24 protein-coding genes and 1 pseudogene are annotated in these 21,846 nt (G+C 67.2%); 15 read left to right on the top strand and 10 right to left on the bottom strand.

Annotated elements, in window-relative coordinates; all coding sequences use genetic code 11:
- The 3 genes from FDZ84_RS34460 to FDZ84_RS34450 all read right to left on the bottom strand — a co-directional run bounded on the left by FDZ84_RS34460 (nucleotide 1) and on the right by FDZ84_RS34450 (nucleotide 1,821).
- Complete coding sequence (locus FDZ84_RS34460) at nucleotides 1–255, bottom strand: acyl carrier protein (protein ID WP_168589241.1); 255 nt, start codon at nucleotides 253–255, stop codon at nucleotides 1–3.
- Nucleotides 256–271: 16 nt separating this feature from the next.
- The gene (locus FDZ84_RS34455) at nucleotides 272–1,270 is read right to left on the bottom strand and encodes a fatty acid desaturase (RefSeq protein WP_168589240.1); all 999 of its coding nucleotides are present in this window, start codon (nucleotides 1,268–1,270) and stop codon (nucleotides 272–274) included.
- Nucleotides 1,271–1,386: 116 nt separating this feature from the next.
- Complete coding sequence (locus FDZ84_RS34450) at nucleotides 1,387–1,821, bottom strand: PaaI family thioesterase (RefSeq protein WP_168590566.1); 435 nt, start codon at nucleotides 1,819–1,821, stop codon at nucleotides 1,387–1,389.
- 937 nt (nucleotides 1,822–2,758) lie between these two features.
- Here FDZ84_RS34450 and FDZ84_RS34445 point away from each other — a divergent pair.
- The gene (locus FDZ84_RS34445; RefSeq protein ID WP_210435304.1) at nucleotides 2,759–4,255 is read left to right on the top strand and encodes an alkaline phosphatase; all 1,497 of its coding nucleotides are present in this window, start codon (nucleotides 2,759–2,761) and stop codon (nucleotides 4,253–4,255) included.
- Nucleotides 4,256–4,912: 657 nt separating this feature from the next.
- Here FDZ84_RS34445 and FDZ84_RS34440 read toward each other — a convergent pair.
- Nucleotides 4,913–5,518, bottom strand: a complete 606-nt coding sequence (locus tag FDZ84_RS34440; protein WP_168589239.1) for a bifunctional 2-polyprenyl-6-hydroxyphenol methylase/3-demethylubiquinol 3-O-methyltransferase UbiG — start codon at nucleotides 5,516–5,518, stop codon at nucleotides 4,913–4,915.
- A gap of 206 nt (nucleotides 5,519–5,724) precedes the next feature.
- Here FDZ84_RS34440 and FDZ84_RS34435 point away from each other — a divergent pair.
- Nucleotides 5,725–5,862: pseudogene (locus FDZ84_RS34435) on the top strand (ATP-binding cassette domain-containing protein); the annotation flags it as partial.
- On the opposite strand, the gene FDZ84_RS34430 reads toward FDZ84_RS34435, so the two are convergent.
- Both FDZ84_RS34430 and FDZ84_RS39745 read right to left on the bottom strand, forming a co-directional pair.
- Nucleotides 5,849–6,079, bottom strand: a complete 231-nt coding sequence (locus FDZ84_RS34430; RefSeq protein WP_168584144.1) for a hypothetical protein — start codon at nucleotides 6,077–6,079, stop codon at nucleotides 5,849–5,851. The pseudogene FDZ84_RS34435 and the gene FDZ84_RS34430 sit on opposite strands and share 14 nt — an antisense overlap.
- Before the next feature lie 397 nt (nucleotides 6,080–6,476).
- Nucleotides 6,477–6,710, bottom strand: a complete 234-nt coding sequence (locus FDZ84_RS39745; protein WP_256413618.1) for a class I SAM-dependent methyltransferase — start codon at nucleotides 6,708–6,710, stop codon at nucleotides 6,477–6,479.
- 158 nt (nucleotides 6,711–6,868) lie between these two features.
- On the opposite strand from FDZ84_RS39745, the gene FDZ84_RS39740 reads away from it, so the two are divergent.
- Complete coding sequence (locus FDZ84_RS39740; RefSeq protein ID WP_246868638.1) at nucleotides 6,869–7,108, top strand: hypothetical protein; 240 nt, start codon at nucleotides 6,869–6,871, stop codon at nucleotides 7,106–7,108.
- 16 nt (nucleotides 7,109–7,124) lie between these two features.
- On the opposite strand, the gene FDZ84_RS34420 is transcribed toward FDZ84_RS39740, so the two are convergent.
- Entirely contained in the window at nucleotides 7,125–9,872 is a 2,748-nt protein-coding gene (locus FDZ84_RS34420; protein WP_168589238.1) for a cation-transporting P-type ATPase, read from the bottom strand.
- Nucleotides 9,873–10,025: 153 nt separating this feature from the next.
- Between FDZ84_RS34420 and FDZ84_RS34415 the strand changes: the two genes are divergently transcribed.
- The 10 genes from FDZ84_RS34415 to FDZ84_RS41350 are packed head-to-tail and all read left to right on the top strand — an operon-like array spanning nucleotide 10,026 to nucleotide 18,135.
- The gene (locus tag FDZ84_RS34415) at nucleotides 10,026–10,472 is read left to right on the top strand and encodes a hypothetical protein (RefSeq protein ID WP_168589237.1); all 447 of its coding nucleotides are present in this window, start codon (nucleotides 10,026–10,028) and stop codon (nucleotides 10,470–10,472) included.
- Between the two features lie 23 nt (nucleotides 10,473–10,495).
- Nucleotides 10,496–11,398 (top strand): hypothetical protein, encoded by a 903-nt coding sequence (locus tag FDZ84_RS34410; RefSeq protein ID WP_210435303.1) that lies wholly within the window; start codon nucleotides 10,496–10,498, stop codon nucleotides 11,396–11,398.
- Nucleotides 11,385–12,788 carry a V-type ATPase 116kDa subunit family protein gene (locus tag FDZ84_RS34405; protein WP_210435302.1) on the top strand — a complete coding sequence of 468 codons (1,404 nt, stop codon included), beginning with the start codon at nucleotides 11,385–11,387 and terminating at the stop codon, nucleotides 12,786–12,788. The genes FDZ84_RS34410 and FDZ84_RS34405 overlap by 14 nt, the downstream gene beginning before the upstream one ends.
- Nucleotides 12,785–13,207, top strand: coding sequence for an ATP synthase subunit C (locus tag FDZ84_RS34400; protein WP_168589235.1), 423 nt, complete (start codon nucleotides 12,785–12,787; stop codon nucleotides 13,205–13,207). The genes FDZ84_RS34405 and FDZ84_RS34400 overlap by 4 nt, the downstream gene beginning before the upstream one ends.
- Nucleotides 13,204–13,434, top strand: a complete 231-nt coding sequence (locus FDZ84_RS34395) for a hypothetical protein (protein WP_210435301.1) — start codon at nucleotides 13,204–13,206, stop codon at nucleotides 13,432–13,434. Before FDZ84_RS34400 ends, FDZ84_RS34395 begins: the two co-directional genes overlap by 4 nt.
- Nucleotides 13,431–13,934, top strand: coding sequence for a hypothetical protein (locus FDZ84_RS34390; RefSeq protein ID WP_168589234.1), 504 nt, complete (start codon nucleotides 13,431–13,433; stop codon nucleotides 13,932–13,934). The genes FDZ84_RS34395 and FDZ84_RS34390 overlap by 4 nt, the downstream gene beginning before the upstream one ends.
- Nucleotides 13,931–15,646, top strand: coding sequence for a V-type ATP synthase subunit A (locus tag FDZ84_RS34385; protein WP_168589233.1), 1,716 nt, complete (start codon nucleotides 13,931–13,933; stop codon nucleotides 15,644–15,646). The genes FDZ84_RS34390 and FDZ84_RS34385 overlap by 4 nt, the downstream gene beginning before the upstream one ends.
- Entirely contained in the window at nucleotides 15,643–17,043 is a 1,401-nt protein-coding gene (locus FDZ84_RS34380; protein WP_168589232.1) for a V-type ATP synthase subunit B, read from the top strand. The genes FDZ84_RS34385 and FDZ84_RS34380 overlap by 4 nt, the downstream gene beginning before the upstream one ends.
- Nucleotides 17,040–17,657, top strand: coding sequence for a V-type ATP synthase subunit D (locus FDZ84_RS34375; protein ID WP_168589231.1), 618 nt, complete (start codon nucleotides 17,040–17,042; stop codon nucleotides 17,655–17,657). Before FDZ84_RS34380 ends, FDZ84_RS34375 begins: the two co-directional genes overlap by 4 nt.
- Before the next feature lie 52 nt (nucleotides 17,658–17,709).
- On the top strand, nucleotides 17,710–18,135 hold the full coding sequence (locus FDZ84_RS41350) for a DUF3303 domain-containing protein (RefSeq protein WP_371812732.1): 426 nt from the start codon (nucleotides 17,710–17,712) through the stop codon (nucleotides 18,133–18,135).
- A 264-nt stretch (nucleotides 18,136–18,399) separates the two neighbouring features.
- On the opposite strand, the gene FDZ84_RS34365 is transcribed toward FDZ84_RS41350, so the two are convergent.
- Nucleotides 18,400–18,744, bottom strand: coding sequence for a hypothetical protein (locus tag FDZ84_RS34365; RefSeq protein WP_168589230.1), 345 nt, complete (start codon nucleotides 18,742–18,744; stop codon nucleotides 18,400–18,402).
- Between the two features lie 184 nt (nucleotides 18,745–18,928).
- On the opposite strand from FDZ84_RS34365, the gene FDZ84_RS34360 reads away from it, so the two are divergent.
- The gene (locus FDZ84_RS34360) at nucleotides 18,929–19,768 is read left to right on the top strand and encodes a universal stress protein (protein WP_168589229.1); all 840 of its coding nucleotides are present in this window, start codon (nucleotides 18,929–18,931) and stop codon (nucleotides 19,766–19,768) included.
- A gap of 187 nt (nucleotides 19,769–19,955) precedes the next feature.
- Complete coding sequence (locus FDZ84_RS34355) at nucleotides 19,956–20,513, top strand: ferritin (RefSeq protein WP_168589228.1); 558 nt, start codon at nucleotides 19,956–19,958, stop codon at nucleotides 20,511–20,513.
- A 213-nt stretch (nucleotides 20,514–20,726) separates the two neighbouring features.
- Here FDZ84_RS34355 and FDZ84_RS34350 read toward each other — a convergent pair whose 3' ends face one another.
- Together FDZ84_RS34350 and FDZ84_RS34345 are read right to left on the bottom strand one after the other, a co-directional pair.
- Nucleotides 20,727–21,098 (bottom strand): CBS domain-containing protein, encoded by a 372-nt coding sequence (locus FDZ84_RS34350; protein ID WP_168589227.1) that lies wholly within the window; start codon nucleotides 21,096–21,098, stop codon nucleotides 20,727–20,729.
- Between the two features lie 15 nt (nucleotides 21,099–21,113).
- The gene (locus tag FDZ84_RS34345) at nucleotides 21,114–21,728 is read right to left on the bottom strand and encodes an HPP family protein (protein ID WP_246868636.1); all 615 of its coding nucleotides are present in this window, start codon (nucleotides 21,726–21,728) and stop codon (nucleotides 21,114–21,116) included.
- Nucleotides 21,729–21,846: the final 118 nt, after the last annotated feature.

Below are 21,846 nucleotides of genomic sequence, written 5' to 3'. Positions count from 1 at the left end.
TCACGCCACAGGGTTCTGCGCGTGCGCCCGCACGTAGGCGGCGACCGCGTTGATGGTGGGGTTGTCGAACAGCTCCTCGGGCGGCAGGTCCACGCCGTAGTTCTGCTCGATCTCGATCAGCAGGGACACGGCTAGCGCGGAATCGAGCCCGAGGCGGTCGAAGTCGGCGTCGGGCTCGATCTCCGGGACGGGCACATCGAGCAGCTGCGCGAGGTATTGCTGGCACCACTCGACGATGGAATCCTGGTCAAGCATGGGGTTTCTCGCTTCCTTAAGCCGCGGCGTCGGCGGTGCGGTCAATTTTGTTGTAGATCCGCTTGGCTTCCCGGCGCTCGCTGGTGGGGACCTTCAGATCCCAGGCGAGACCGGTGATCTCGAGCAGTTTGACCAGCCAGTAGCCGGGATCGAGCCGGTACCAGTCGAGTCCGAAGGAGGGCGACTCCGGGAACGCGTGGTGGTTGTTGTGCCAAGCCTCGCCGAAGGTGATCAGGGCGAAGATGGCGCCGTTGCCGCTCTCCTCGCGGGACCGGTACGGGCGGGTGCCGAACATGTGCAGGAAGGAGTTAATGGCCCACACGATGTGTTCCAGCACGAAGATCCGCACGAGCCCACCCCACAGCAGGCAGCTCACGGCACCGGTCCAGCTCTGGTAAACGATGCCGCCGACGACCGCCGGGATCACCAGCCCCAGCACGATCCAGTAGTAGTAGAAACGCGCGACCCGGACCAGAGAACGGTTCTTGAGCAGGTCCGGCGCGTAGTGCACGACGTTCGGGTACTCGTGGCGGCGCATCCACAGGAAGTGGGAGTGCATCAGTCCGCGCAAACGCCCTTTCAGGCCTCGGCCGGCGAGGTTGGGCGAGTGCGGATCGCCTTCGCGGTCGCTGCACTCGTGGTGGCGCCGGTGCAGCGCGACCCAGGACACCATGCCGCCCTGACCCGCCATCGACCCGGTCACGGCGAGAAGGTTCGCGATCCACGGCTTGGCCTTGAAGGAGCGGTGGGTGAACAGCCGGTGGTAACCCACGCTGATGCCGAGGCCGGTGACGACCCACATGGCCAGCAGCAGCACGAGTTCCGGTGTCCCGAACGGATGGACGGCGAGGAAGGCGAACGCGGCGACGGTGCCGAAGATGGGGAGGACGTCGAACAGGAGGAAGTGGCGGCGCTGTAGCCGGTGCACGTAGGCGTTGCTGATCGTTTTCCTGCGTGGTTCCTGGCGGGAGATACCGGTGTCGTCTTCAGTGGACTCAACGTCGTTATCGGCCATCTCAACCTCGAAGGTAGCGGCGAGCACGTTTTCGCTCAAAAGCTAGGAGACCGCAGCTGGTTTGTCCCAAGCCGGTAGGCAATTTCAATCGCGCGATAGCGCAACCGGCTGGTGCGTCAGGATTTCGCTGGCTTGGTGACGGGAATGATGGTGGCCAGAACGGTGGCGACGTGCTTCTCCTTCTCGCCGGTGACGGCGAACACGTCACCGGCGGCGATCACCAGACGCGAGGAGGCCTTGACGACTCGCCCGCGCCCGATCAGTTTGTCACCAACGGCCGGTGCGAGCAGATGGAGCTTGTACTCCGCAGTGACGACGTCGCCGACGATCGACGCTGCCGCCCACGTGCACGCGTTGTCGGCGACGCACCCGACGATCGCCCCGTGCGCGAACCCGTGGTGCTGGGTCAGGTCCTTGCGGATCGGCACCTCCAGCTCAGCGACCCCGTCGGAGCACACGGTGATCTCCGTGCCGAGAAGAGCGGTGAACGGAGAATTCGGGATGATCTGATCCCGCATCATCTCTAGAGTAGCGACCTGCCGGTCATCCATCGGCTTCACGGAATTCTCCTTCACTGAGCAGCAGCGCCGAGGCAGATTAGCACTGCAAGCCGCGCAACGGAGGCCGGAAAATCCCGATGAACTCGCGATTGGAAATCCCGATCGCACGAACATCCGCTCCTATCGCGGAAATGCGAATGGTGACCGTCACGCTGTTCGCTTCGGCACTGCGACAATGAGGTTCCGACCCGCTCATCCAACGTGTCCATCAGCTCCGGGTGTATGTAGGAGAGCCGCTGCTGGCCTTCGTAGTACTCTAGGAGGCGACGCAGTTCGGGCAGCTCTTGGTTGTGCTCGTGAACCAGTTGCGTGATCCACTGCCGCTCGACCTGCGTGGGAGCTCGCCGATCGCCATCAGCTCACCCCCTGCCGTGGTGGCCTGAACTGGTAGCGCTACGGGTGCGACCTGCGCGAATCGCGCTATGTGGGGAACGTGCTGGCACTACCCGTCCACCGAGCCAGCCACTTGCGTTCACGGGCCCGTAAGCGAGCCCGAACATAAGCCCGAAGGCGAGCGATTCCAGAAGTCCTCGACCACATACTGATCCTGGGCAAAGCTCATGCGTGTCAGGTCCTGGCCGAATACCAGAGGCATTACAACGCGCACCGCCCCCCACCGGTTCACGAACAACCACCTCCAGTCGGTGTAACGGCCAGCCGGAGACTCCTGCGCTCCCGCGTCCTTGGCGGGCTGATCAATGAGTACCGATACGCCGCGTGACCAGCAGCGAGGAATATTCGAGCCCCACAGCCTCGTATCTCGCGGCGCGTTGGTGCATCCGTGCAAGATGGTTCATTTGGACGTGGCCTGGGGTCTACCGGGGTGAGTTAGACAGTCCCGGTGATCAGAGCCAACTCGAACGCCGTCGATCGGCGTCGCTTTATTACTGCCGTCTCCGTCGTGGCGAGCGCTGCCGCGGTTGCCCAGTTGCCCGTCGGCCGTGCGGCCGCTACGACCCGGCCGAGCGGGGGTAATTATCCGTTCCTCCTGGGCGTCGCGAGCGGCGATCCCACCTCATCCGGTGTCGTGCTGTGGACACGGCTGGTGCCGGACCCGTTCGTGCCGGGCGGTGGGATGGAGCCGAAACGGGTACCGGTCAGGTGGGAGATCGCTCGCGACGAGCAGTTCCGCAAGATCGAGGCCAGCGGCGATGCGTGGGCCCTTCCCGAACTTGCGCACTCGGTGCATGTCGAGGTCGATGGACTCGCACCTGACCGTGAGTGGTTCTACCGCTTCCACTACCGCAGCGACGTCTCCCCGGTCGGCCGCACCCGCACAGCGCCCCCGCCGCACAGGCCCACCGGCTCGCTGGCGTTCGCTTTCGCGTCCTGTCAGAACTGGGCCAGCGGCTACTACCCGTCGTACCGCCATATGGCGCAGGAGGACCTGGATCTGGTGCTGCACCTGGGCGACTACGTCTACGAGGGCGGCATCCCTGCTGGCGGCGGCTACCGGCGGACAACGACTCCGGACACCCTTCGGCCGGCGCCGCAGGACCTCGAACGCTGGCGCATGCAGTACGCGCTCTACAAGAGCGATCCGGATTTGCAGGCCGCGCACGCCCGTTTCCCGTGGTTGGTCACGTGGGACGACCACGAGGTGAAAAACGATTACGCCAACACACAGCAGGGGCAGGCAGGCGACATCAGCGCGCTGCGCGCGGCGGCCTACCAAGCCTGGTACGAGCACCAGCCGGTCCGTGCGCCCGCGCGTCCGGACCGGCACGGCGGTCCGCGCATCTACCGTCGGCTGGAGTGGGGAAACCTCGCGCAGCTTGACGTCGTCGACGGCCGCCAATACCGCAGCGTGCCGCCCTGCGGCTGGGGAGAGGCCGATGCATGCGCTGCCGCGTACGGGCCCGACATCACGATGCTTGGTTTCGAGCAGGAGCGCTGGCTGTACTCGGGCTTCCAGGCCTCCAAAGCGACCTGGAACATTCTGGGCAGCAACGTGATGCTCGCCCGCCTCGACCACGACGGTCCCGAGGGAGACCGGCTGTGGCACGACGCCTGGGACGGCTTCCCCGCGGCGCGCAACCGGCTCACCGAGGCGTGGGTGCGTCACGACGTCAGCAATCCGGTTGTGGTGACGGGCGACTGGCATTCGACCTTTGTCAATGACATCCACCAGGACTTCGACCGGCCCTCGTCGCCCGTGGTGGCGACCGAGTTCGTGGGCACGTCGATCTCGTCCAACGGCGATGGCGCGGTCTATGGCCCGTACTACGGCCCGATGATCCAGTACAACCCGCACATCAAGTTCTTCGACGGTGACCGCCGCGGCTACGTGCGCTGCCACGTCGACCGCGACCAGTTCACCGCAGACCTGCGGATGGTCAGCACGGTCAGCACCCCCGAGGCGCCCGAGTCCACGTTCGCCTCGTTCGCGGTCGAGAACGGCAAGCCCGGAGCCCAACGCGACTGATCGCGACAAACCTCAAGCACGACGAAGCCTTTCGGGACGAACGGCGTCCCGAAAGGCCGGCGATCCTCGTGCGGGCACCGGAGTTCCGGACGGTCGCGCTGAGCCGACCGGTTGGAGTGGACGACCGGGGAAGTCGGGATCTTGATGGTCTTCCCGTACCTTGTCGGGGAATGGCCTCGTGGTTCCTGGTCACGGCGGCAGGCGATGAGCTCGTCGGAGGTGCCGGCCGCCGTGTAGCCCGTCTCGTTTTCAAGGCGGTCCTGCCCGCGAAACCGGAACAGCGCAGCCACCCCGGCCACGGACTCGGCGGGTGGGTTGCGAGTCGGTCGGGGGAATGCTCCTGCGAGAGAACAGGGGCCTCCTCCAAGATCCAATGGCGATTTCGTGGCGACGGGAACGCGCGGCAACGCGTCAGAAGCCGTCGGAATGAGGAGGAAGGATGGCCGCTGACCTGCGGTGGAGCGCGAAGGTGCTGGTCGTGAACCAGTCGCCACTACCTTGACACCGTAGCGCTTTGACACCGTAGCGCTTGGTATTGGTGTTTCTGCTGTTCGGCTCGGTCTGATGTCCATGCTGTGGCACCAGCTTGGATAGGCATATGGGTCGATACGCCCCACCGACCCGTTCTCCTACGGGCGTGGTCAGCTGGTCGGGCGCTCATAGTCCGTGGAGGAGGGCTACGAGGAAGCTTGAGTCGTCGGTGAACGGACGCAGGTCCCAAGTGGACAGCAGCACGTCGGGCTCGAGTGCTGCTGCCGTCGCGTCCTCGAAGAAGTCGGTGAACTCGTAGCCGCGGCCGGCGCCGAAGCCGATCGCGATCCGGCCGCCCGGCGCGAGGTGGGCACGGAGCCGTTTCAGCACAGCACCGCGCGTGGTTGGTGCGAGGAAGGTCATCACGTTCCCGGCGCAGACGATCGCGTCGAAGGGTGCGGTGATGCCCTGGGCGGGAAGGTCGAGTTCAGCTAGGTCGCCAACCATCCAGAGTGGCCCCGGGTGGTCTTGCTCGGCGGCCCGGATCAGGACCGGGTCGACGTCGACGCCGACGACGTCGTGGCCGGCTTCGGCAAGCAGGCCGCCGACTCGGCCGGGGCCGCAGCCGGCGTCGAGGATGCGGGCGTGGCGCGGCACCATGGCGTCCACGAGGCGGGCTTCCCCGGCGAGGTCGTCGCCGGCGCGAGCCATGGAACGGAAGCGTTCGATGTACCAGGTGGAGTGCCCGGGGTCGGCGGTGACCTTCTGCATCCAGATGCTTTGCTCAACCATGCCCGCATTCTCCCGGAGCCCAGTGGGTGCCCAGCGATCGCCGACCGGATGACCGACTTCCCGCTCGACGCGCACCAGCGGCCGGCCATGACGTCCGTGTGGCAGCAGCGAAGCTGCGGGGTGCTCGTCTGCTCACCCATACGACCCCGACCGGCACGCTGCGCCCCGAACCGCTCAACCGCCCGGGGACCTGGCCGTGCCCGGACATCTCGGACCGCACGGCAAAACTCTGTTGGCTGGACATCGCCAAGGGTGAGGTCGTCGTGGTTATCGGTCCTTCCGGTTCCGGTAAGTCGACGTTGTGCCGCACCATCAACCGGCTGGAGACGATCAGCGGCGGATCTCCGCACTGGCGAGGTTGTGGGCACGTTGCGGCACCACAACCTGCGCGTGATGGACCGAGAACGCTTCCACGGGAGACTTCGCCGACTCTGAGCGGGGCAGCAACCCGATAACCGTTGTTGCTGTTCGCGGGTGACCTGGGGCGAGCTGCGGCCGAGCGCCGAGGGTGTTGCGGAGCACGGCGAGGAGTTCTGGCAGCGATACGTCAGCTGCCCACACGCGCTTCTGCTCGACTGCCGCAAGTCGCCATGACCGAGGTGCCAACCCAGTGCGGCGTGCCGTGGCACTGCTCACCGGTTCGCGCTTCTGGTAGGGGGACCACCGGAGTACGTCAGAAAAGCGCAATGACCCCGAATAGGTGCCGGTAGAACGGTTAGTTACTGCGGCTCGCCCGTAGTATGCGGCTCGCGCGCAGTGCCTGGGGCGGTTCGCCCAATGAGTTCTGCGGCGGAGTGATCTTCGACGTCGGTGAAGCCGAGCGAGCGCAACTGTGCAGCGATGCCGTCGGGTGTGAAGTAGCTGAACCAGTGTTCGCCGGCAGCCGCCAATAGATTCGCGCGCTCTCGCAGCTGCGCACGATCCTTGTCGGTGCCGGCCGGTTGCAGGTAATCGAAAATTACCTCGACCGGTTGGTCCTGACCAGCGATGTATTCGAGGGTGGCGTTCCTGTTGCCAGCGCATAGGCTTCGAAGTCGACAGGCACGAAAGTCAACATCTCGGGGCGGTCGATACCGGCCGCGGCAAGACGTTGGTGTTGCCACGCTTGGGTAGCCGGATGGTCAACCTCGAACACGCGCAGGCCCGGGTGCGGATTGCGGTAGGCGAAGGTGTCCAGGCAGGGCGTGTGCAAGGTTGACCTGTCCGGTTTAGATAGTTTCGGATAGGGAGGTGGGTGGCAGATTGGCCAGGTGGGTGGCAGGTTGGCCAGGTGGGTGGCAGGTTGGCCAGGTGGGTGGCAGGTTGGCCAGGTGGGTGGCAGGTTGGCCAGGTGGGTGGCAGGTTGGCCAGGTGGTGGACCGTTTCGATACCGGCGGCTTTGCCGTTCGGGCGGCGCCAGCGCCCTATCCGGATGCCCTGCCGGGCCCCGAGCAGATCGGTTCGCAGGTTTCCGTCCAGAACAAGGACCTTTCAGGCTGCGGGCCCTGGCACGTCCGTGCCCGCCCACGATTTCCATTGAAATTGCGGAGGTTGTCCACAGGCATCGGCGTGTCGGGGTGCGACACGCCGACGGTCCGCAAGTTCCATTGAAATCGAAGGTTCGATTTCAATGGAACTTGCGGGTTCTCTCCGCCGAGTGCTTTCTGCGGCGCAATAGCCAGCGTCGCAGTTCGTCGGCGCCCCAGACGATGATGGGATAGGGCAAAACGAAGGCGAGCATGTCCGGCGTCAACGCCGCTGTGCCGAGCAGTTCTTGCAGGGGCGGGAGGTAGATGATCGCGAGGGTGAGGACTAGTTCGAACGCGATTCCCCACAGCAGCAGCGGGTTGGACAGCGCGCCGATGGATCGCAGCGACGCGTGTTCGGTGCGTGCGGCGAAGGCGGTGCCGATCTGGCCGGCGACCAGACCGAGGAAGGTCATCGTCGTGGCTTGGAGGTAGGAGTGGTGCAATGGCGTGCCGGGGACAATGGGGGCGCCGGGATACCACCCCGCGGTGAGCAGGACGTAGCAGAATCCGGCCATTGCCAGGGCCGCGGCGATCACGCCGAGGAACAGCCAGGCCCGCAGCAGCATCGGGGCCGTGACGACCGGTTCGCTGCGTTTGCGGGGCGGCCGCCGCATCAGGCCGGGTTCGGCAGGTTCGCGGCCGAGTGCAAGCGCAGGGAGGGTTTCGGTGCCGACGTCGAACGCCAGCAGCTGCAGGACGGACAGCGGTAACGGGATGGCGCCCCCGGAGAGCGCGAACACCAGGAAGGGCGTCACTTCCGGGGTGGCGTGGGCGAAGATGTAGACGATGAACTTACGAATGTTGTCGTAGACCTGCCGCCCGGCCTGGATCGCTTCGGTGATGGTGGCGAAGTTGTCGTCGGTGAGCACCATTGTGGACGCTTCCCTGGCGACGTCCGTGCCCGAGCGGCCCATGGCCACCCCGATGTCGGCGCGCCGTAAGGCGGGGGCGTCGTTCGCGCCGTCGCCGGTCATCGCGACTACGTGCCCGGTGACGCGCAGCGCGTCGGCGATGCGCAGCTTCGCTTCCGGTGACGACCGGGCGAAGATCAGCTCGGTCGTTTCCCGGAGCAACTCGTCGAGGTCGTTCTCGTTCATCCGGTCGAGTTGGTCGTCGGTGACCACCACGGGCTCGCCGCGGATGATCCCGACCTGGGCGGCGATGGCGGCTGCGGTCAGGCCGTGGTCGCCGGTGATGACGATGATGCGAATGCCGGCTTCGTGGCAGCTGGCGACCGCGTCGGGCACCTCGGCCCGGGGCGGGTCGATCATGGCGGCGGTACCGAGCAGGACCAGGTCCCGCTCGGCCTGCTCGCGGTCTTCTGGAGTGTTCTCGTCCGCTGCCAGGCATCTTTCGGCCACTGCGAGTACTCGCAGTCCGTTCCGCGCTTGGGCATCGATGAGTTCGTCGAGCGCGGTGCGTCGCTGCGGTGTGAGCGGCTGCGGGTGGCCGCTGGCGTCGAGTTCATGGGTGCATCGAGGTAGGACGGTTTCGGGGGCTCCCTTGACGTGGACCCGGATCTGGCCGTCGCTGGCCTCGTCGATGGTGGACATGCGCTTGCGAGCGGGGTCGAAGTGGAACTGGCGGCGTCGCCTGCGTTGTCGGTCGTCGGGATCGACCTGCACGCCCAGCGCGGCGCTGGCGTTGAGCAGCGCGATCTCGGTGGGATCGCCGACCGCGCCGCCCGGATCGTCGATGCGGGCGTTGTTGCATGCCGCCATCGCGATCGCCAAGTGGGCGAGCGGCACGTCACCAGGTGCTGCTCGGTCGGGTTCCGCGTTCCCGGTCGTGGTGCTGATGGTCGTGACGCGCATTCGGTTCTCGGTGAGGGTTCCGGTCTTGTCGGTGCAGATCACGTCCGTTGAACCGAGCGTCTCGACCGCGCTGAGCCGTTTGACGACCGCGCCGCGGCGGGCGAGTCCGCGCACTCCGATCGCCAGTGCCAGGGTGATCACCGGGAGCAGGCCTTCGGGGACGTTGCCGACGAGCAGACCGACCGCGAAGATCACGGCGTTGAGGAACGACAGCCCGGCACCCAGGGTGGCTACTGGGATGAATGCCGCTCCCAGCAGCACCGAGATCAGCGCGATCAGCCAGGCGACCCGCCGCACCTGTGTTTCCAGCGGGCTTTCGTCCTTCTTCACTCGCTCGGACAACGCGGCGATCCTGCCGAGCTCGGTGTGCATGCCGGTGGCGAACACCACCGCGCGCGCTTCGCCCTCGGTGCATGTGGTGCCGCTGAACACGAGGTCACGTGCGTGCAGCAGGGGAACGCGGCTGTCGACCAGGTCGGCCGAGCGGAAGGCGGGCATCGATTCACCGGTCAGCGCGGACAGGTCGACCTCGATGCCGCCGTCGAGCAGCCGGGCGTCCGCCGAGACCCGATCGCCTTCCTCGATGATGAGCACGTCCCCGGGCACCAACTCGATGGCCTCCACCTCGGTCGCCCGCCCGTCACGGAGGACCTTCGCACGCATCGGCAGGTAGGCAGCGAGCGCCTCCACCGCCTTCTCCGCGTGTTGTTCCTGGACGAACGCGAACGCGGCGTTGATCGCGATCACCACGACGATGGCGATGGCAACCGGTTCGATGCCCACTGCCCACGCCAGGCCGGCCGCCGCCCACAGCAGCAGCGCTAGCGGGTGCGTGAACTGCCGTGCCAGCTCGCCCGGCCACCTCCGGCCACCTCGTCGCCGCAGTTCGTTCGGCCCGGCGTGGACCAGCCGCCGCTGCGCTTCGCGGGTGGTGAGCCCGGACCGGGAGCTGCGCAGGTCGCGCAGCAGGAGGTCGACCCGCTCGGTCGGGTCGAGGCGAACTCCGGGCCCCAGATCAACGGCCTCGGCCATCGGGCACCCCCATCGACTTCGGTTCCGCCACCGTCCAGGGCTACCCACCGCAGCGGTCGGCCTCGCCGGAAACACGGGGCGCCCAAGGCTGCGTGCGCGGGTGGTCTGCGCGACCATCGGTGGGTCGGGGCCGCGTGCGGGGAGGAAACGCGGATGCGAGGAATACGGGGTTTCTTCGAGCGCTTTCGCTCGGCGGGAACGCCAGGAGCGGCGGTACGCCCCGGTGTGCCGGTCGACCGCGTGGCGGAGGCGTCCGCTGAGCTGGCACCTGTGTTCGCGCTGCTTGAGGACGCCGAGGCCGAGGCGGAGCGGATCTGCGCGAGGGGCCGTGAGGAGGCCGCTCAGATTCGGCAGCAGGCCCAAGCACAGGCCGAGGCAATCATTGCCGATGCCAACCTTCGTGCCGAGGCTGTGCGTGCGGACGTCGTGGCTGAGGCTCGGCGTGTGGTCGAGCGAGAATCGGAGAGCGCCGCCACGTTGGCCAACGAAACTGCGGCGCGACTGCGGGACCGCGCGCGTGGGCGCATGCCCGTGTTGGTCGACCGAGCCGTGTCCGCGGCGCTGGTCACTCTCGGTGAACCCTCGGAACGCGCGCCATGAGTCCTGGATGGAGCGCCGGATGCGTGCGGGCGAGGTCGCTGCTCAGCCGACGCCTTGGGGCTGGCGGCGCACGAGAATTGGCCGCGTGCTCCTCATTGGCGGAGGCGCTGCACGTGCTTGCCGACGGCCCGTACCACCAGGAGGTCCGACCCGGGCAGTCGCTTGAGGACGCAGAGCGAGCCGTGGCCGCGACGGCGTTGTGGCATCTGCGGGTGCTGGCCGGGTGGCAGCCGCGTGAGGGGGCGGAGCTGGTCCGGACCCTGGCCGGTTGGTTCGAGGTGTCCAACGTCGTGGAGCGGACCCGGGCGAGGGGGAGAGGGAGGGGTGCGCTTCCCCGTCCGTATCACCTTGGTGCGCTGGCGGTTTCCTGGCCGCGACTGGCTACGGTGGAAACGCAGGACGAATTGCGGCGCGCGCTGGCAGCATCCCCGTGGGGCGACCCTGGCGGAAGGACTGCTCTGGCGGTCGCTGTTGGGATGCAACTCGCGTGGGCGGTACGAGTCGCTGTGCGAGTGCCGCAGGCACAGACGTGGGCCGCTGGAGGTGCGGCTTTGCTGGTCGCGCGTGAGCAGTTCCTCGGAGGCCGTCCGCTGGCGGAACCGGCTGCACGCCGAGCTGCAGCGCTGCTGGGGGCCGATGCGCTGGAAGCCACTTTTTTGAGCGATTTCAAGGACAAGCTGCCCGGCGAGGCTCGGTGGGCCTTGTTAGGCGTTGAGGAACCGGGCGAATTGTGGCGGACGGAGACCGCCTGGTGGGCCCGTGTGGACAGTGACGCGCGCAGGTTTTTGCGGTCTTGGGAATTCGGGCCGGACGCGGTCCTCGGGTGCGTCGCGTTGCTGGGGGTCGATGCCCGGCGGGTGCGGACTGCGCTGGAGCTCTCAGCACGTGGTGGCAGGCCGCTGGAGGCGTTCGATGTTCTGGCGTGAGGCTGCGCGACCGGTGCGAATGCAGCGTGTGGCCGTGCTCGCCCCGACCGATCTCTTCCGTGAGGTGCTGGTGCGCGTGGCCGAAGTGGGAGTGGTCCAGTTCGAGTCGGGCGGGGAGGGTGACGGCGAGGCATTTCGGAGGCTGCAACGGGTGCGCTCAGGCGACGTCGCCCCGAAGCTGGCTGCGCACCGTCCCGATCTGGATGCCCTGGTGGACACGGGGCGCTCCGACCTGTTGGCGGGGGAAGCGGAGCTCGAAGGCCACCTGAGTACAGCGGTACGGCATGGCGCGGTTGCCGGGTTGGTCGGCTGGTGTCCGAGCGCGGAGCTGCCGGCATTGACGGCGAATCTGACTGCGGTCGGTGGCGCCGTGGTACCGCTTCCCGCGCCGGTCGGCGTCGATCCGCCGACGTTGCTGCGCTCGGGAGGTCCGGTGCGCCGGTCGTTCGCCGGGTTGGTGCGGACCTACGGCACGGTCGCCTACCCCGATGTGGATCCGACCTTGCCAGCGGGCATCGCCTACGTGTTGATGTTCGGGATGATGTTCGGCGACGCTGGGCACGGCTTGCTGCTCATGGCGGCCGGTGTCGTTCTGGCGACCGGGCGGCCGAGTCGGCTGGCGCGATGGTGGTCGGCGTGGCCGTTCGTGGCCGGTGCTGGGTTCGCCGGGATCCTGTTCGGCCTGCTCTACGGGGAGTTCTTCGGGCCGACCGGGGTGTTGCCGGTGCTGTGGCTGGCTCCGCTGGCCGAGCCGGTCCGGCTGCTTACCGCAGCGGTCGGAGCAGGTGCGGCACTCCTCTCGGTCGCGTATGCGGTCGCGATCATCAACCGATGGCGCGAGGGCGGCCCTCGGCTCGCGGTCTACGCGTCCTCGGGGATCGCCGGAGCGGCGCTCTTCCTCGGCATCGGCTCCGCCGCCGGGGGCCTGTACCTGTCCAACGACGTCCTCGCCGTGGTCGGCGCAGGAGTGGCGGTGGTGGGGCTCGTGCTGGCCGCTATCGGGTTCTTCGCTGTCGCTGGCGGCGGAGCAGCGGGGGCGCTACAGGCAGGTGTCCAGGTGTTCGACGCGGTCATCCGGGTCGGCTCGAACCTGCTTTCCTTCTCGCGGCTGGCCGCCTTCGGTCTCACCCATGCCGCTCTGGGCTGGCTCGTGTGGCGCGGCACTGCGGCGTTGTTCGGTATGGGCCTTCTTGGTGCATTCGCCGCCGTCGGGCTGTTCGTGGTGGGCAACGCACTGACGTTCGCGTTGGAGGCGTTGGTGGCCGGGATTCAGGCATTGCGGTTGGAGTTCTACGAACTGTTCTCGCGCGTGTTCGCGGTCGAAGGCCGACCGTTCCAGCCCTGGCACGTGCCCACCGAACACACCGCTTCGTCCGGGGAGGCGCCATGATCGCCTGGTTGTTGGGTTTGCCCGCGTTGCTGGCGGTGGTGTTCGCAGTGGTCTTCGTCCCGCGGCGCAGCGGACGTGCGGCATTGAAGGTGTTCCTCGCGTTGGATGCGGTGCTGCTGGTCGCCGCGCTTGTGGTGCTGGTGGTGGCGATGACCGGCGGCTCCGCCGAGGCGATGCCACCGGAGGCTTCGCCCGAGACCGCGCCCGGCAACTGGGCAGCGCTGCTCGGCGCGGCGATCTCGGTCGCCGGTTCGTCGATCGGCGCGGCGATCGCCGTCGCCTACACCGGTGCCGCGGCACTGGCCGCGCTCAGCGAGCGGCCCGAGCTGTTCGGTCGAGCGATGGTGATCGTCGGGCTGGCCGAAGGCATCGCCATCTACGGGTTGATCGTCGCGATCGTTCTCATTGGGAGGGCTTGACGGAGATGGGCACCGTGGTGGCGATCGGCGAGTGGGCGCGGGTGCAGGGTTGGGGCCTCGCCGGTGTCGAGGTCCTCGGGGGAGAAGACCGCGCGGCAGTGCAGCACTCGTGGGACTCCTTGGGTTATGACGTATCGGTGGTGATCCTGACTCCTGCCGCAGCAGAGGCCCTCGCCGACCGGCTCGACGGCAGTGCATTGCCGCTCGTGGCGGTGATGCCGCCATGAGCGCCTCGGTACGAACGGCGCTGGCCCCACTGTGCGAGACGTTGGTGGCGCGGGCCGGGCACGAGGCGGAGCGAGACCTCCACGAGGCTCGGCAGGACGCTGGGATGATGGTCGCCAACGCCCGGAAGACTGCTCAGGCCATCATCGACGATGCCGCGGAACAAGCACGGGCCGGTGCCAACGCCATGCTTGCTACCGAAGAGGCCCGCAGCAGGCAGGCCGCACGAGCGGTCGAACTGGTGGCTCAACGAGAGGTCTTCGAGGAGCTGACGACCGAGGTCACCACCTCCTTGGCTCGACGCGGCGATCCAGTGCTCCGAGATCGGTTGGCAACCCGGGTGCGCACGGTCCTCGGCGGCGGGGCGCAAGTGCGCGATGCGCCCGGCGGCGGGGTGATCGGAGAGGCATCGGGGCGGCTGCTGGATCTCAGCTTCCACACGGCGGCGGCGCGGGGGGTCGAAGAACTGGGCGCCGATGTGGAGCGGCTGTGGGCTCCATGAGTACCGGACGGATCCGGCGGATCGCCGGGCCCCTCGTGGAGGCCGAGGAGCTGGGGCCCGTGGCGATGTCGGACGTCGTCTCGCTCGGGGCAGCCGGGTTGCCCGGCGAGGTCGTGGCCATCCGCGACGAAGTCGTCACCGTGCAGGCCTACGAGTACACCGGCGGACTCGCCCCCGGAGATTCGGTGCTGCCGCGGGGAAAACCGCTGGAGGCACACCTCGGCCCGGGACTGCTCGGGAACGTCTTCGACGGCCTGCTGCGGCCGTTGTCGACGGCACCGCCTTTCCTGACTCCAGGCACCGTCGAAGCCGACGCGGCACGCACGTGGCGGTTCGAGCCACGGGTGGCAGTGGGGGACCGCGTGTCGGAGGGAGAAGTCATCGGAGTGGTGCGCGGGGTCGGACCGCCGGAGTACCGGGTGCTGGTGCCGCCAGGCTTGGCAGGTGCGGTGGACGATCTGGCAGCAGGCGAGCAACCGCAGAACGCCGTGGTCGCGAGCGTCGACGGAACACCTGTGGGCTTGTGGAGCGACTGGCCGGTGCGTCGGCCGCATCTCTACCGCGCCCGACAGGCGGAAGTCGGGCCCCTGCACACAGGGCAGCGAGTGCTGGACATGCTGTTCCCCGTCGCACAGGGCAGCACGGCCGCGGTGCCGGGAGGTTTCGGCACGGGTAAGACCGTGCTGCTGCAGCAGGTGGCCAAGTGGTGCGACGCCGATGTGATCGTCTACGTCGGCTGCGGTGAACGCGGCAACGAGATGGCCGAGGTCGTCGCCGAGCTGTTCGCGCTCGCCGATCCACGAACCGGTGGTCGGCTCGCCGACCGGACGGTTGTCATCGCCAACACCTCCAACATGCCGATGATGGCCCGGGAGGCCAGCATCTACACGGGCGTCACGGTTGCCGAGCACTTCCGCGACATGGGCCACAACGCGGTCGTCATCGCGGATTCCACCTCCCGCTGGGCCGAGGCGTTGCGGGAGTTCGCCTCCCGCACCGGGATCCTGCCCGCCGAAGAGGGCTACCCCGCTAACCTGGCATCGGCTTTGGCTGCGTTCTACGAACGGGCCGGAGCTGTCGAGACGCTCGGCGGGGCGACTGGCTCGGTGACCATCGTCGGCGCCGTGTCCCCACCGGGCGGAGACATGACCGAACCGGTCACGGCTCACACCGAACGGTTCGTGCGATGCCGGTGGGCACTGGACCGGGACCTCGCCTACGCCCGGCACTACCCGGCGGTGTCGTGGTCGGACTCGTTCTCCCGCGACGCCGACCTGCTGGCGCGACACCAAGTCCGTGCGGGCGACCCGCAGTGGTCTCAGCGGCGGGCGCGAGTGCTTGGCCTGCTCGCCGAGTCGGACAGGCTGTCGGAGTTCGCCGAGCTGGTCGGTGCCGGTGCGCTTCCGGAGCGAGAACGAGTCGTGCTGCTGGGTGGCCGTTTGATCCGGGAAGCGGTCCTGCAGCAGAACGCATTGTCCACTATGGATTCCTTCTGCGGGGAGGAGAAATCGGTCGCCTTGGTCGAGGCGGTACTCGCAATCACAACCGAATGCCAGGGGTTGGTCGGCGCAGGCGTATCCGTCGAGGTGATCGAGGAATTCGATTTCACACCCCTGGTGCGCGTTCGGGAGGAGACCGCACCGCACGATGCCGACGGCGTCCGCCGGGTCTGCGGGGCTGTGCTCTCCGCGCTCCGGGAGTTGCAGCCGTGATCGCCCGTCAGCGCATCGAGTACACCGGGGTTCGCGAGCTTCGCGGCCCGCTGGCGTTTGTCGCCGGTGTTCGGGGTGTCGGTTGGGACGAGTTCGTGTGGATCCGGTTGTCCACCCGCGAGCTGCGACACGGCCTGGTGCTGGAGGTCGACCGGGACCTCGCCGTCGTGGAGGTGCTGGAGGGCACGGTCGGCATGGACACCGCGGGAACCCGGCTGGAGTTCAGCGGAGAACCGCTGCGCGTCCCGGTCGGACCAGGCTGGCTGGGTCGGGTTTGCAATGGCCGAGGTGATCCCGCCGACGGCGGCCCCCCGGTGTTCGGGGCGCGGCACGCCACGGTGGCCGGTGCCCCGATCAACCCCGTGCGCCGCGAACCCCCGGCCGAGCCGGTGCTCACCGGGCTGTCCGCGGTCGACGCGCTGACCACCCTGGTGCGCGGGCAGAAACTGCCGGTGTTCTCCCTCCCGGGACTGCCGCACCTGGAGTTGGCCACCCAGATCGCGGCGCAGGCCAACGTCGGGGGCGAGCCCTTCTCAGTGGTGTTCGCAGGCATGGGCCTGACGCACACCGATGCCGCGTTCGTCCAGGACGCTCTGGCCCAACGCTCGGCCGCTGGAGAGCTCGTGTTGTTGCTGAACACCGCCGATGACCCGGTGATCGAGCGAATCCTCACGCCGCGGCTGGCGCTGACCATCGCAGAGGCGCTGGCCTTCGACGGCGGGCGGCACGTGCTCGTGGTGTTGACCGACATGACCAGCTACGCCGAGGCCCTGCGCGAGGTCTCCGCCGCCCGCGGCGAGATCCCGGGACGCCGCGCCTATCCCGGGTACCTCTACAGCGACCTGGCAGCGGTGTATGAGCGGTGCGGCCGGATCCGCGGTCTGCCTGGTTCGGTGACGGTGCTGCCCGTGCTCACCATGCCGGGCGGCGACATCACCCACCCCGTGCCCGACCTCACCGGCTACATCACCGAGGGGCAGATCGTGTTCTCCCGCGAGGTGAACGCACAAGGCATCTACCCGCCGATCGATCCCCTGTCCTCGCTGTCCCGCCTCATGCGAGTCGGAGCCGGCCCGAACCGCACGAGGGCGGACCACCTGCCCGTCGCCGCGCAACTGGTGGCCGCGCTCGCCAGGGCCCGGCAGCTGCGGGAGCTGTCCGAACTGATCGGAGCATCGGCGCTGAGCCGAACCGATCGGGCATATCTTGATTTTGAGGAGGCGTTCCGGCACGACCTGGTCGCCCAACGCCCTGACGAGTCCCGAACCCTGGACGACACCCTCGAACGCGCCTGGCAGGTGCTCCTGCGCCTCCCGGTCCGCGAACTGACCATGTTGCCGAGCGACCTCGTCGACCGGCGACGCAGCGATTCGGCGGAACAGCAGGAAGCGGGGTGACCGAGGTGGCCGAGATCCGGGTCCCACCGGGACGAGCCGGACGGCTGCGGCTGCGCCGTCGGCTGGAGGTCGCCGAGCGAGGTGCCGCGCTGCTAGAGCAGAAACTGCGTGCTTTGCAACAAGAAGAGCACCGACTGGCGCAACGGGCCCGCACCAGCGAACAAGAATGGACCAACACGGCAAAGGAAGCCGAAACCTGGCTGATGCGCGCAGCCCTGCTCACCGGGCAACGCGGGCTCCGAGTCGCACATCCCGATCAAGCCGCCGAAGTCCGCATCCACTGGACCACCGCGATGGGGGTGCGGTATCCGGACGACGTCACCTGCACCCTGCCGCGGCGCGGCCATGACTCGCCGGCAATACTCTGCAGCGCTGCCGTGATCAAAGCAGAAGCAGCACACAAAGCAGCACTCGGGACGGCCGTGCGTCACGCCGTCGACCTCGCGGCGTTGCGGTTGATCAGTGCGGAAGTAGCCACGACCCGGCAGCGCGTGCGCATGCTGCGGCATTACTGGGCACCTCGGCTGCGGAACGCACTGATCGCCACGGACCTCGCGCTGGAGGAACAAGAGCGAGCCGAAGCAGTGCTGCGCCGCTGGGCAAAGCACAGCTAACCCCTGGTCCCATGCCGCATCAGCATCGGCGCCGGCTTGGCAACTCGCCAGCATGCACGTGAGACGCATCCAACGACAGGTGTTTTGTGAGCTCCTGCGACATGGCCTGGGTCCGGATAGCGTGGACATATCGCACGTAGATCGGTTGTCCTGCGATATCAACAAAATTGGGGGTAATGCCATGCTGTGGTACTGCCGTTTCCGATGGCACCAGAACACTCGTGCGGACGACGTTCGGCGCCGGGTGCTTGAACAGCACGATGCAGGAACCAACAAGCCGGACAAGATTCGCGGCTGGTACAACCTGGCCGGCGGTGGCTCTGGTTTCCTGCTCGTCGATACCGATGACCCGCACGAGCTCACCGATCTGCTCCAGCCGTACATGGACCTGGTGAGTTGGGACGTGCATGCCGTCTACGAAGTGACCTACCAGGAGATGGTTGACCAAATCCGCCAGAAGTTTCAGACGACCACGTGATAGACGGCCCATCGCTACCGCACAGGCGAACTGCCACCCGGCGAGGCGGCGAAGCTCCTAGCGGTCCAACCCCTGCATTGCCACTGTTGGGCGCCCATTCACCCGAGCGGCAGATCGTTCGAAGACGCTTCCGTGGAAGCAGATGGGCGGCGCGAGCGCCGTGTGCGGCTGCGGGCGCGCCGGATCCTGCTCATCGCCGCCGGCTTGTGCGGCGATGAGAAAGCAAGCCGAGCAACGTCAACCCAGCGAGGCCAACAGCAATGATCAATAGGCGGCGCATAGCAGCAACTTCCTCCGTGTAGCAGTCAGGATCGAGAGATTGACGAAGGACCCGCCCAGTACATCAGCGATGTCCTCGGCAGGCGCGCTCAGTAACCGCAGCGAGTGACCCCGGCCAGGCGGTGGCGCCTGGCCGCCGCCTTTGCACGCCTGCCCCGCGGGTTCGCCCGCTTCCGAGGGCGCGTCCAGCAGACCATCGGCGAACTGGTCGGTGATGCCCCGATGCAGATCATCGTGCGGATGTCGGGTTCCTTGGATGCCCTGCCCGCGACGTTGGCGGAGCACACCGAAGCGGTCGTTCGCGAAGCGGTGAGCAACAGCGACCGCCACGCCCGGGCGTCCGAGCTATCTGTAGCGGTCTCACTGGACGGCGGGTCAGGGCGCAGGGGCAGAGTCGCCGACCAGAGATCGCCAGGGCGGTCATCATCCCAGCGAGCCATGCTCTGGGTGGACACACTGGGAAGAATCCGACGACCTAATGCGACGTTCGTGCTTGATAGTGAGGTGTCGCGTCATGACGGCGAACAGCAGCATGCCGGTGCTGGTGGGAGTTGACGGCTCTGAGCCGTCGTCGGTGGCCGCGTTGTGGGCAGCGAAGGAGGCGGATCTCCACAACGCCCCACTGCGCTTGATGATCGTCGGCGAGAATCCGAGCCGGGATGACGAGGCGTGGGAAACGCTCTCCAACGCCGCGGAGCTGTGCCGCAACGACCGCCCTCTGGTGGAGGTTTTCGAGGAGATCAGGCACGGGCGTCCCATCGAAGAACTGCTCTGGGCCTCAGCGGAGGCACGGCTCGTGGCGGTCGGATCGCGCGGGCTCGGCCGCGTTGCCGAATCGGTGCTGGGCTCGGTGAGCACGGCTGTGGCCATGCACGCTCGTTGCCCCGTCGCAGTCATCCGGGACCGACGCACCAGCTTCACCGCCGGTCCCGTCGTGGTCGGCGTGGATGAGTCCGCACCAAGCCAGGCGGCACTGTGGTTCGCCTTCGACGCGGCGGCTGCGCGGCGGACAGACCTGGTGGCGATGCACGTGTGGCGTCCGATCACGGCCGAGTACTCGTGGATCGAGGCACCCTCGGGCGCAACCTGGTTCAGCCTGGACGATGCGCAGCAGGCGCTGTCTGGGCAGCTGGGGCAGTGGCGCGAGAGCTACCCAGATGTCACGGTCCGCGAGGAGGTGCGTTTCGGACACCCTGTCGAAGAACTGACGAAGGCGGCCTCAGGCGCTCAACTGCTCGTCGTGGGACACCGCGGGCGGGGTGGATTCGAGCGACTGCTGGGGTCGGTAGCTCACGGCGTGCTGCACCACGCCGAGTGCCCAATCGTCGTCGTCCGCGCCAGCCACACGCTGTGATGCAGCCGAGCCCGCCGGACCCGATGACCGAAACCGAGCAGAAACAAAGGAATATCGATCTTCTCGAAGAAGGTTTGTCGAGGGGAGTTGCGAAGCGCGTTTGGTGTGGCGGGTGGGTATCGGTCGATTGGCTTGAATGCCGGAAACCGGGTTCTTTGCGGCCAACGGTGCGCCGTAGCGTTTGTGTATGGCTACCGTTGTGAAGATCGTGCCCCGCACGTCGCGTACCCAGAACCTCTTCGAGGAGCAGGTGGGCAACGAGTTGGCCGTGGCGCAGCAGTACCTTGCGATCGCGGTGTGGTTCGACCAGCGGGATCTGCCCCGGCTGGCTTCGTACTTCTACCGGCACTCGGTGAAGAAGCGCAACGATGCGATGCGGATCGTCCAATACATGTTGGACAACAACATCGAGGTCGAGATTCCCGGAGTTCCGGCCGCCCGCAACACCTTCGAGGATCCCCGTGAGCTCATCGCCCTCGCCTTGGAGAAGGAGCGTGCCGTGACCGACGAAGTCACGACGTTGTCGCAGACGCTCCGGGAGGATGAGGACTACCTCGGCGAGCAGTTCATGCGTTGGTTCCTGACCGAACAGGTCGAACAGGTCGCGGAAATGACCACGATGCTCGATGTCATGGACCGCTCGCAGGGCAACATGTTCGACATGGAGGACTACCTCAAACGAGACCCCATCGGCGACGACAGGAACGAGTCGGCAGCCCCGCGCACGGCGGGCGGGACACTATAAGCGAGACTGGCACCACTTCGGTGCTTGATGTCCAGTTGAATTTAATGTTCGGTCCTCTGTTGCGTGGGAGCTGGGGCGCACGAATTTCGGATCGCTTCGATGACCTGCAAGTCGTCTCACCTGCATCTCGAGTACCGCGCTGCCCAGGTAGCACCACCCTGCCGGGCGCAGAGCGGTGCGGAATCCGCTTGATGAGCCACGCCGGTCGTGGTCTCACAGCCAGGTTTCGATGGCCAGCAGGTCACGCATGGAGATCACGCCGACGACCATTCGGCCCTGCTTGACCGGTAGGTGACGGATCCCGGCGTCGAGCATCCGCCGTGCGACATCTCGGGTGTCTTCCCCGAAGACTGCGGTTTCCAGTTGGTGCGATGCGAACAGGGTGGCTGTTGCCGTTCGCGGATCGGCCTTCTCCGCGACGGCCCGGACGATGTCCCGTTCTGAGATGATGCCGGTGATCCTGTCGTTGTCGAGCATGGCGAGAGCGCCGACGTGGTCCGCGTTCATCTTCCTGGCGACCTCTTCGAGCGGATCGGACGCGTCACACGTCAGCGTCCCTGGGTGGAAAACTTCTTCGACTTGCATGGCTTCCTCCGTACGCTACGCGTGCAGTCGATTCGGCTCGGCTTCGACCACGGTCACCTGCCGCGTACCCGGGGTTGCCAGCGCCAACGCGCGGGCGATGTCGTGGCTGGCCGGGTCGCCGACCGGGTCGGTGATCTCGACCGCGCCGTCGTGCACGGACACCGGCCACTGGTCGAGCCCGCTGCAGCGGTCGAGGTTGCGGCGAACGTCGTTGCGGATCACGACGTCGTCGTGGGCGATTCCGCGCATGAGGTCGCGTCGGGTGACGATGCCGACGACGACGCGATTCTGCACGACGGGGACGGCGCGCAGGTTGTGCTTCAGCATCGTCTCTGCGATGTCGGCGCAATCGGTGGCCGGTGCCGCGGCGCGCACCTTCTTCGTCATGATCTGGTTCACTGCGGTCGGCGGTGCGCTTTGCCACACGTCGCGAACACCGCTGCGGGGATCGTGGGGAATTGCGTCTCGGATCAGGTCGGCCTCGGTGATGATGCCGATGAGGACGCCGTCGTCGTCGACGACCGGTGCGGCGGTGAAACCGTGTTCGGCCAGCACTCCGGCTGCGGTCTTGATCGTGTCGAAATCGCGGACGGTGACGACCGGCCGTGACATGATGTCTCCGGCTTGCATCGCTCCTCCCCGAATCCCCCGGCTTGCCGCTGCGAATCGCATTGGATGGTGTCGTCCCGTTTTATCCTGCGAGGCCACGGTGGCGAGAACTGCGGCTGCGCGGGAGGGCCGATCGACC

The organism is Saccharopolyspora sp. ASAGF58, from assembly GCF_012277335.1.
Taxonomy (GTDB): Bacteria; Actinomycetota; Actinomycetes; order Mycobacteriales; family Pseudonocardiaceae; genus Saccharopolyspora; species Saccharopolyspora hattusasensis.
Note: the sequence above shows the minus strand (reverse complement) of the source record. Positions and strands in the feature narration are given on the sequence as shown.

What these genes read in the sequence shown, in the direction of transcription:
- FDZ84_RS34390 (WP_168589234.1), top strand. Translation starts at nt 13,431, where the DNA reads ATGAGCGCCTCGGTACGAACGGCGCTGGCCCCACTGTGCGAGACGTTG.
- FDZ84_RS34355 (WP_168589228.1), top strand. Translation starts at nt 19,956, where the DNA reads ATGGCTACCGTTGTGAAGATCGTGCCCCGCACGTCGCGTACCCAGAAC.
- FDZ84_RS34440 (WP_168589239.1), bottom strand. Translation starts at nt 5,518, where the DNA reads ATGGTTGAGCAAAGCATCTGGATGCAGAAGGTCACCGCCGACCCCGGG.
- FDZ84_RS34415 (WP_168589237.1), top strand. Translation starts at nt 10,026, where the DNA reads ATGCGAGGAATACGGGGTTTCTTCGAGCGCTTTCGCTCGGCGGGAACG.
- FDZ84_RS34460 (WP_168589241.1), bottom strand. Translation starts at nt 255, where the DNA reads ATGCTTGACCAGGATTCCATCGTCGAGTGGTGCCAGCAATACCTCGCG.
- FDZ84_RS34450 (WP_168590566.1), bottom strand. Translation starts at nt 1,821, where the DNA reads ATGGATGACCGGCAGGTCGCTACTCTAGAGATGATGCGGGATCAGATC.
- FDZ84_RS34350 (WP_168589227.1), bottom strand. Translation starts at nt 21,098, where the DNA reads ATGCAAGTCGAAGAAGTTTTCCACCCAGGGACGCTGACGTGTGACGCG.
- FDZ84_RS34455 (WP_168589240.1), bottom strand. Translation starts at nt 1,270, where the DNA reads ATGGCCGATAACGACGTTGAGTCCACTGAAGACGACACCGGTATCTCC.
- FDZ84_RS34405 (WP_210435302.1), top strand. Translation starts at nt 11,385, where the DNA reads ATGTTCTGGCGTGAGGCTGCGCGACCGGTGCGAATGCAGCGTGTGGCC.
- FDZ84_RS34400 (WP_168589235.1), top strand. Translation starts at nt 12,785, where the DNA reads ATGATCGCCTGGTTGTTGGGTTTGCCCGCGTTGCTGGCGGTGGTGTTC.
- FDZ84_RS34345 (WP_246868636.1), bottom strand. Translation starts at nt 21,728, where the DNA reads ATGCAAGCCGGAGACATCATGTCACGGCCGGTCGTCACCGTCCGCGAT.
- FDZ84_RS34385 (WP_168589233.1), top strand. Translation starts at nt 13,931, where the DNA reads ATGAGTACCGGACGGATCCGGCGGATCGCCGGGCCCCTCGTGGAGGCC.
- FDZ84_RS34360 (WP_168589229.1), top strand. Translation starts at nt 18,929, where the DNA reads ATGACGGCGAACAGCAGCATGCCGGTGCTGGTGGGAGTTGACGGCTCT.
- FDZ84_RS34420 (WP_168589238.1), bottom strand. Translation starts at nt 9,872, where the DNA reads ATGGCCGAGGCCGTTGATCTGGGGCCCGGAGTTCGCCTCGACCCGACC.
- FDZ84_RS41350 (WP_371812732.1), top strand. Translation starts at nt 17,710, where the DNA reads ATGCACGTGAGACGCATCCAACGACAGGTGTTTTGTGAGCTCCTGCGA.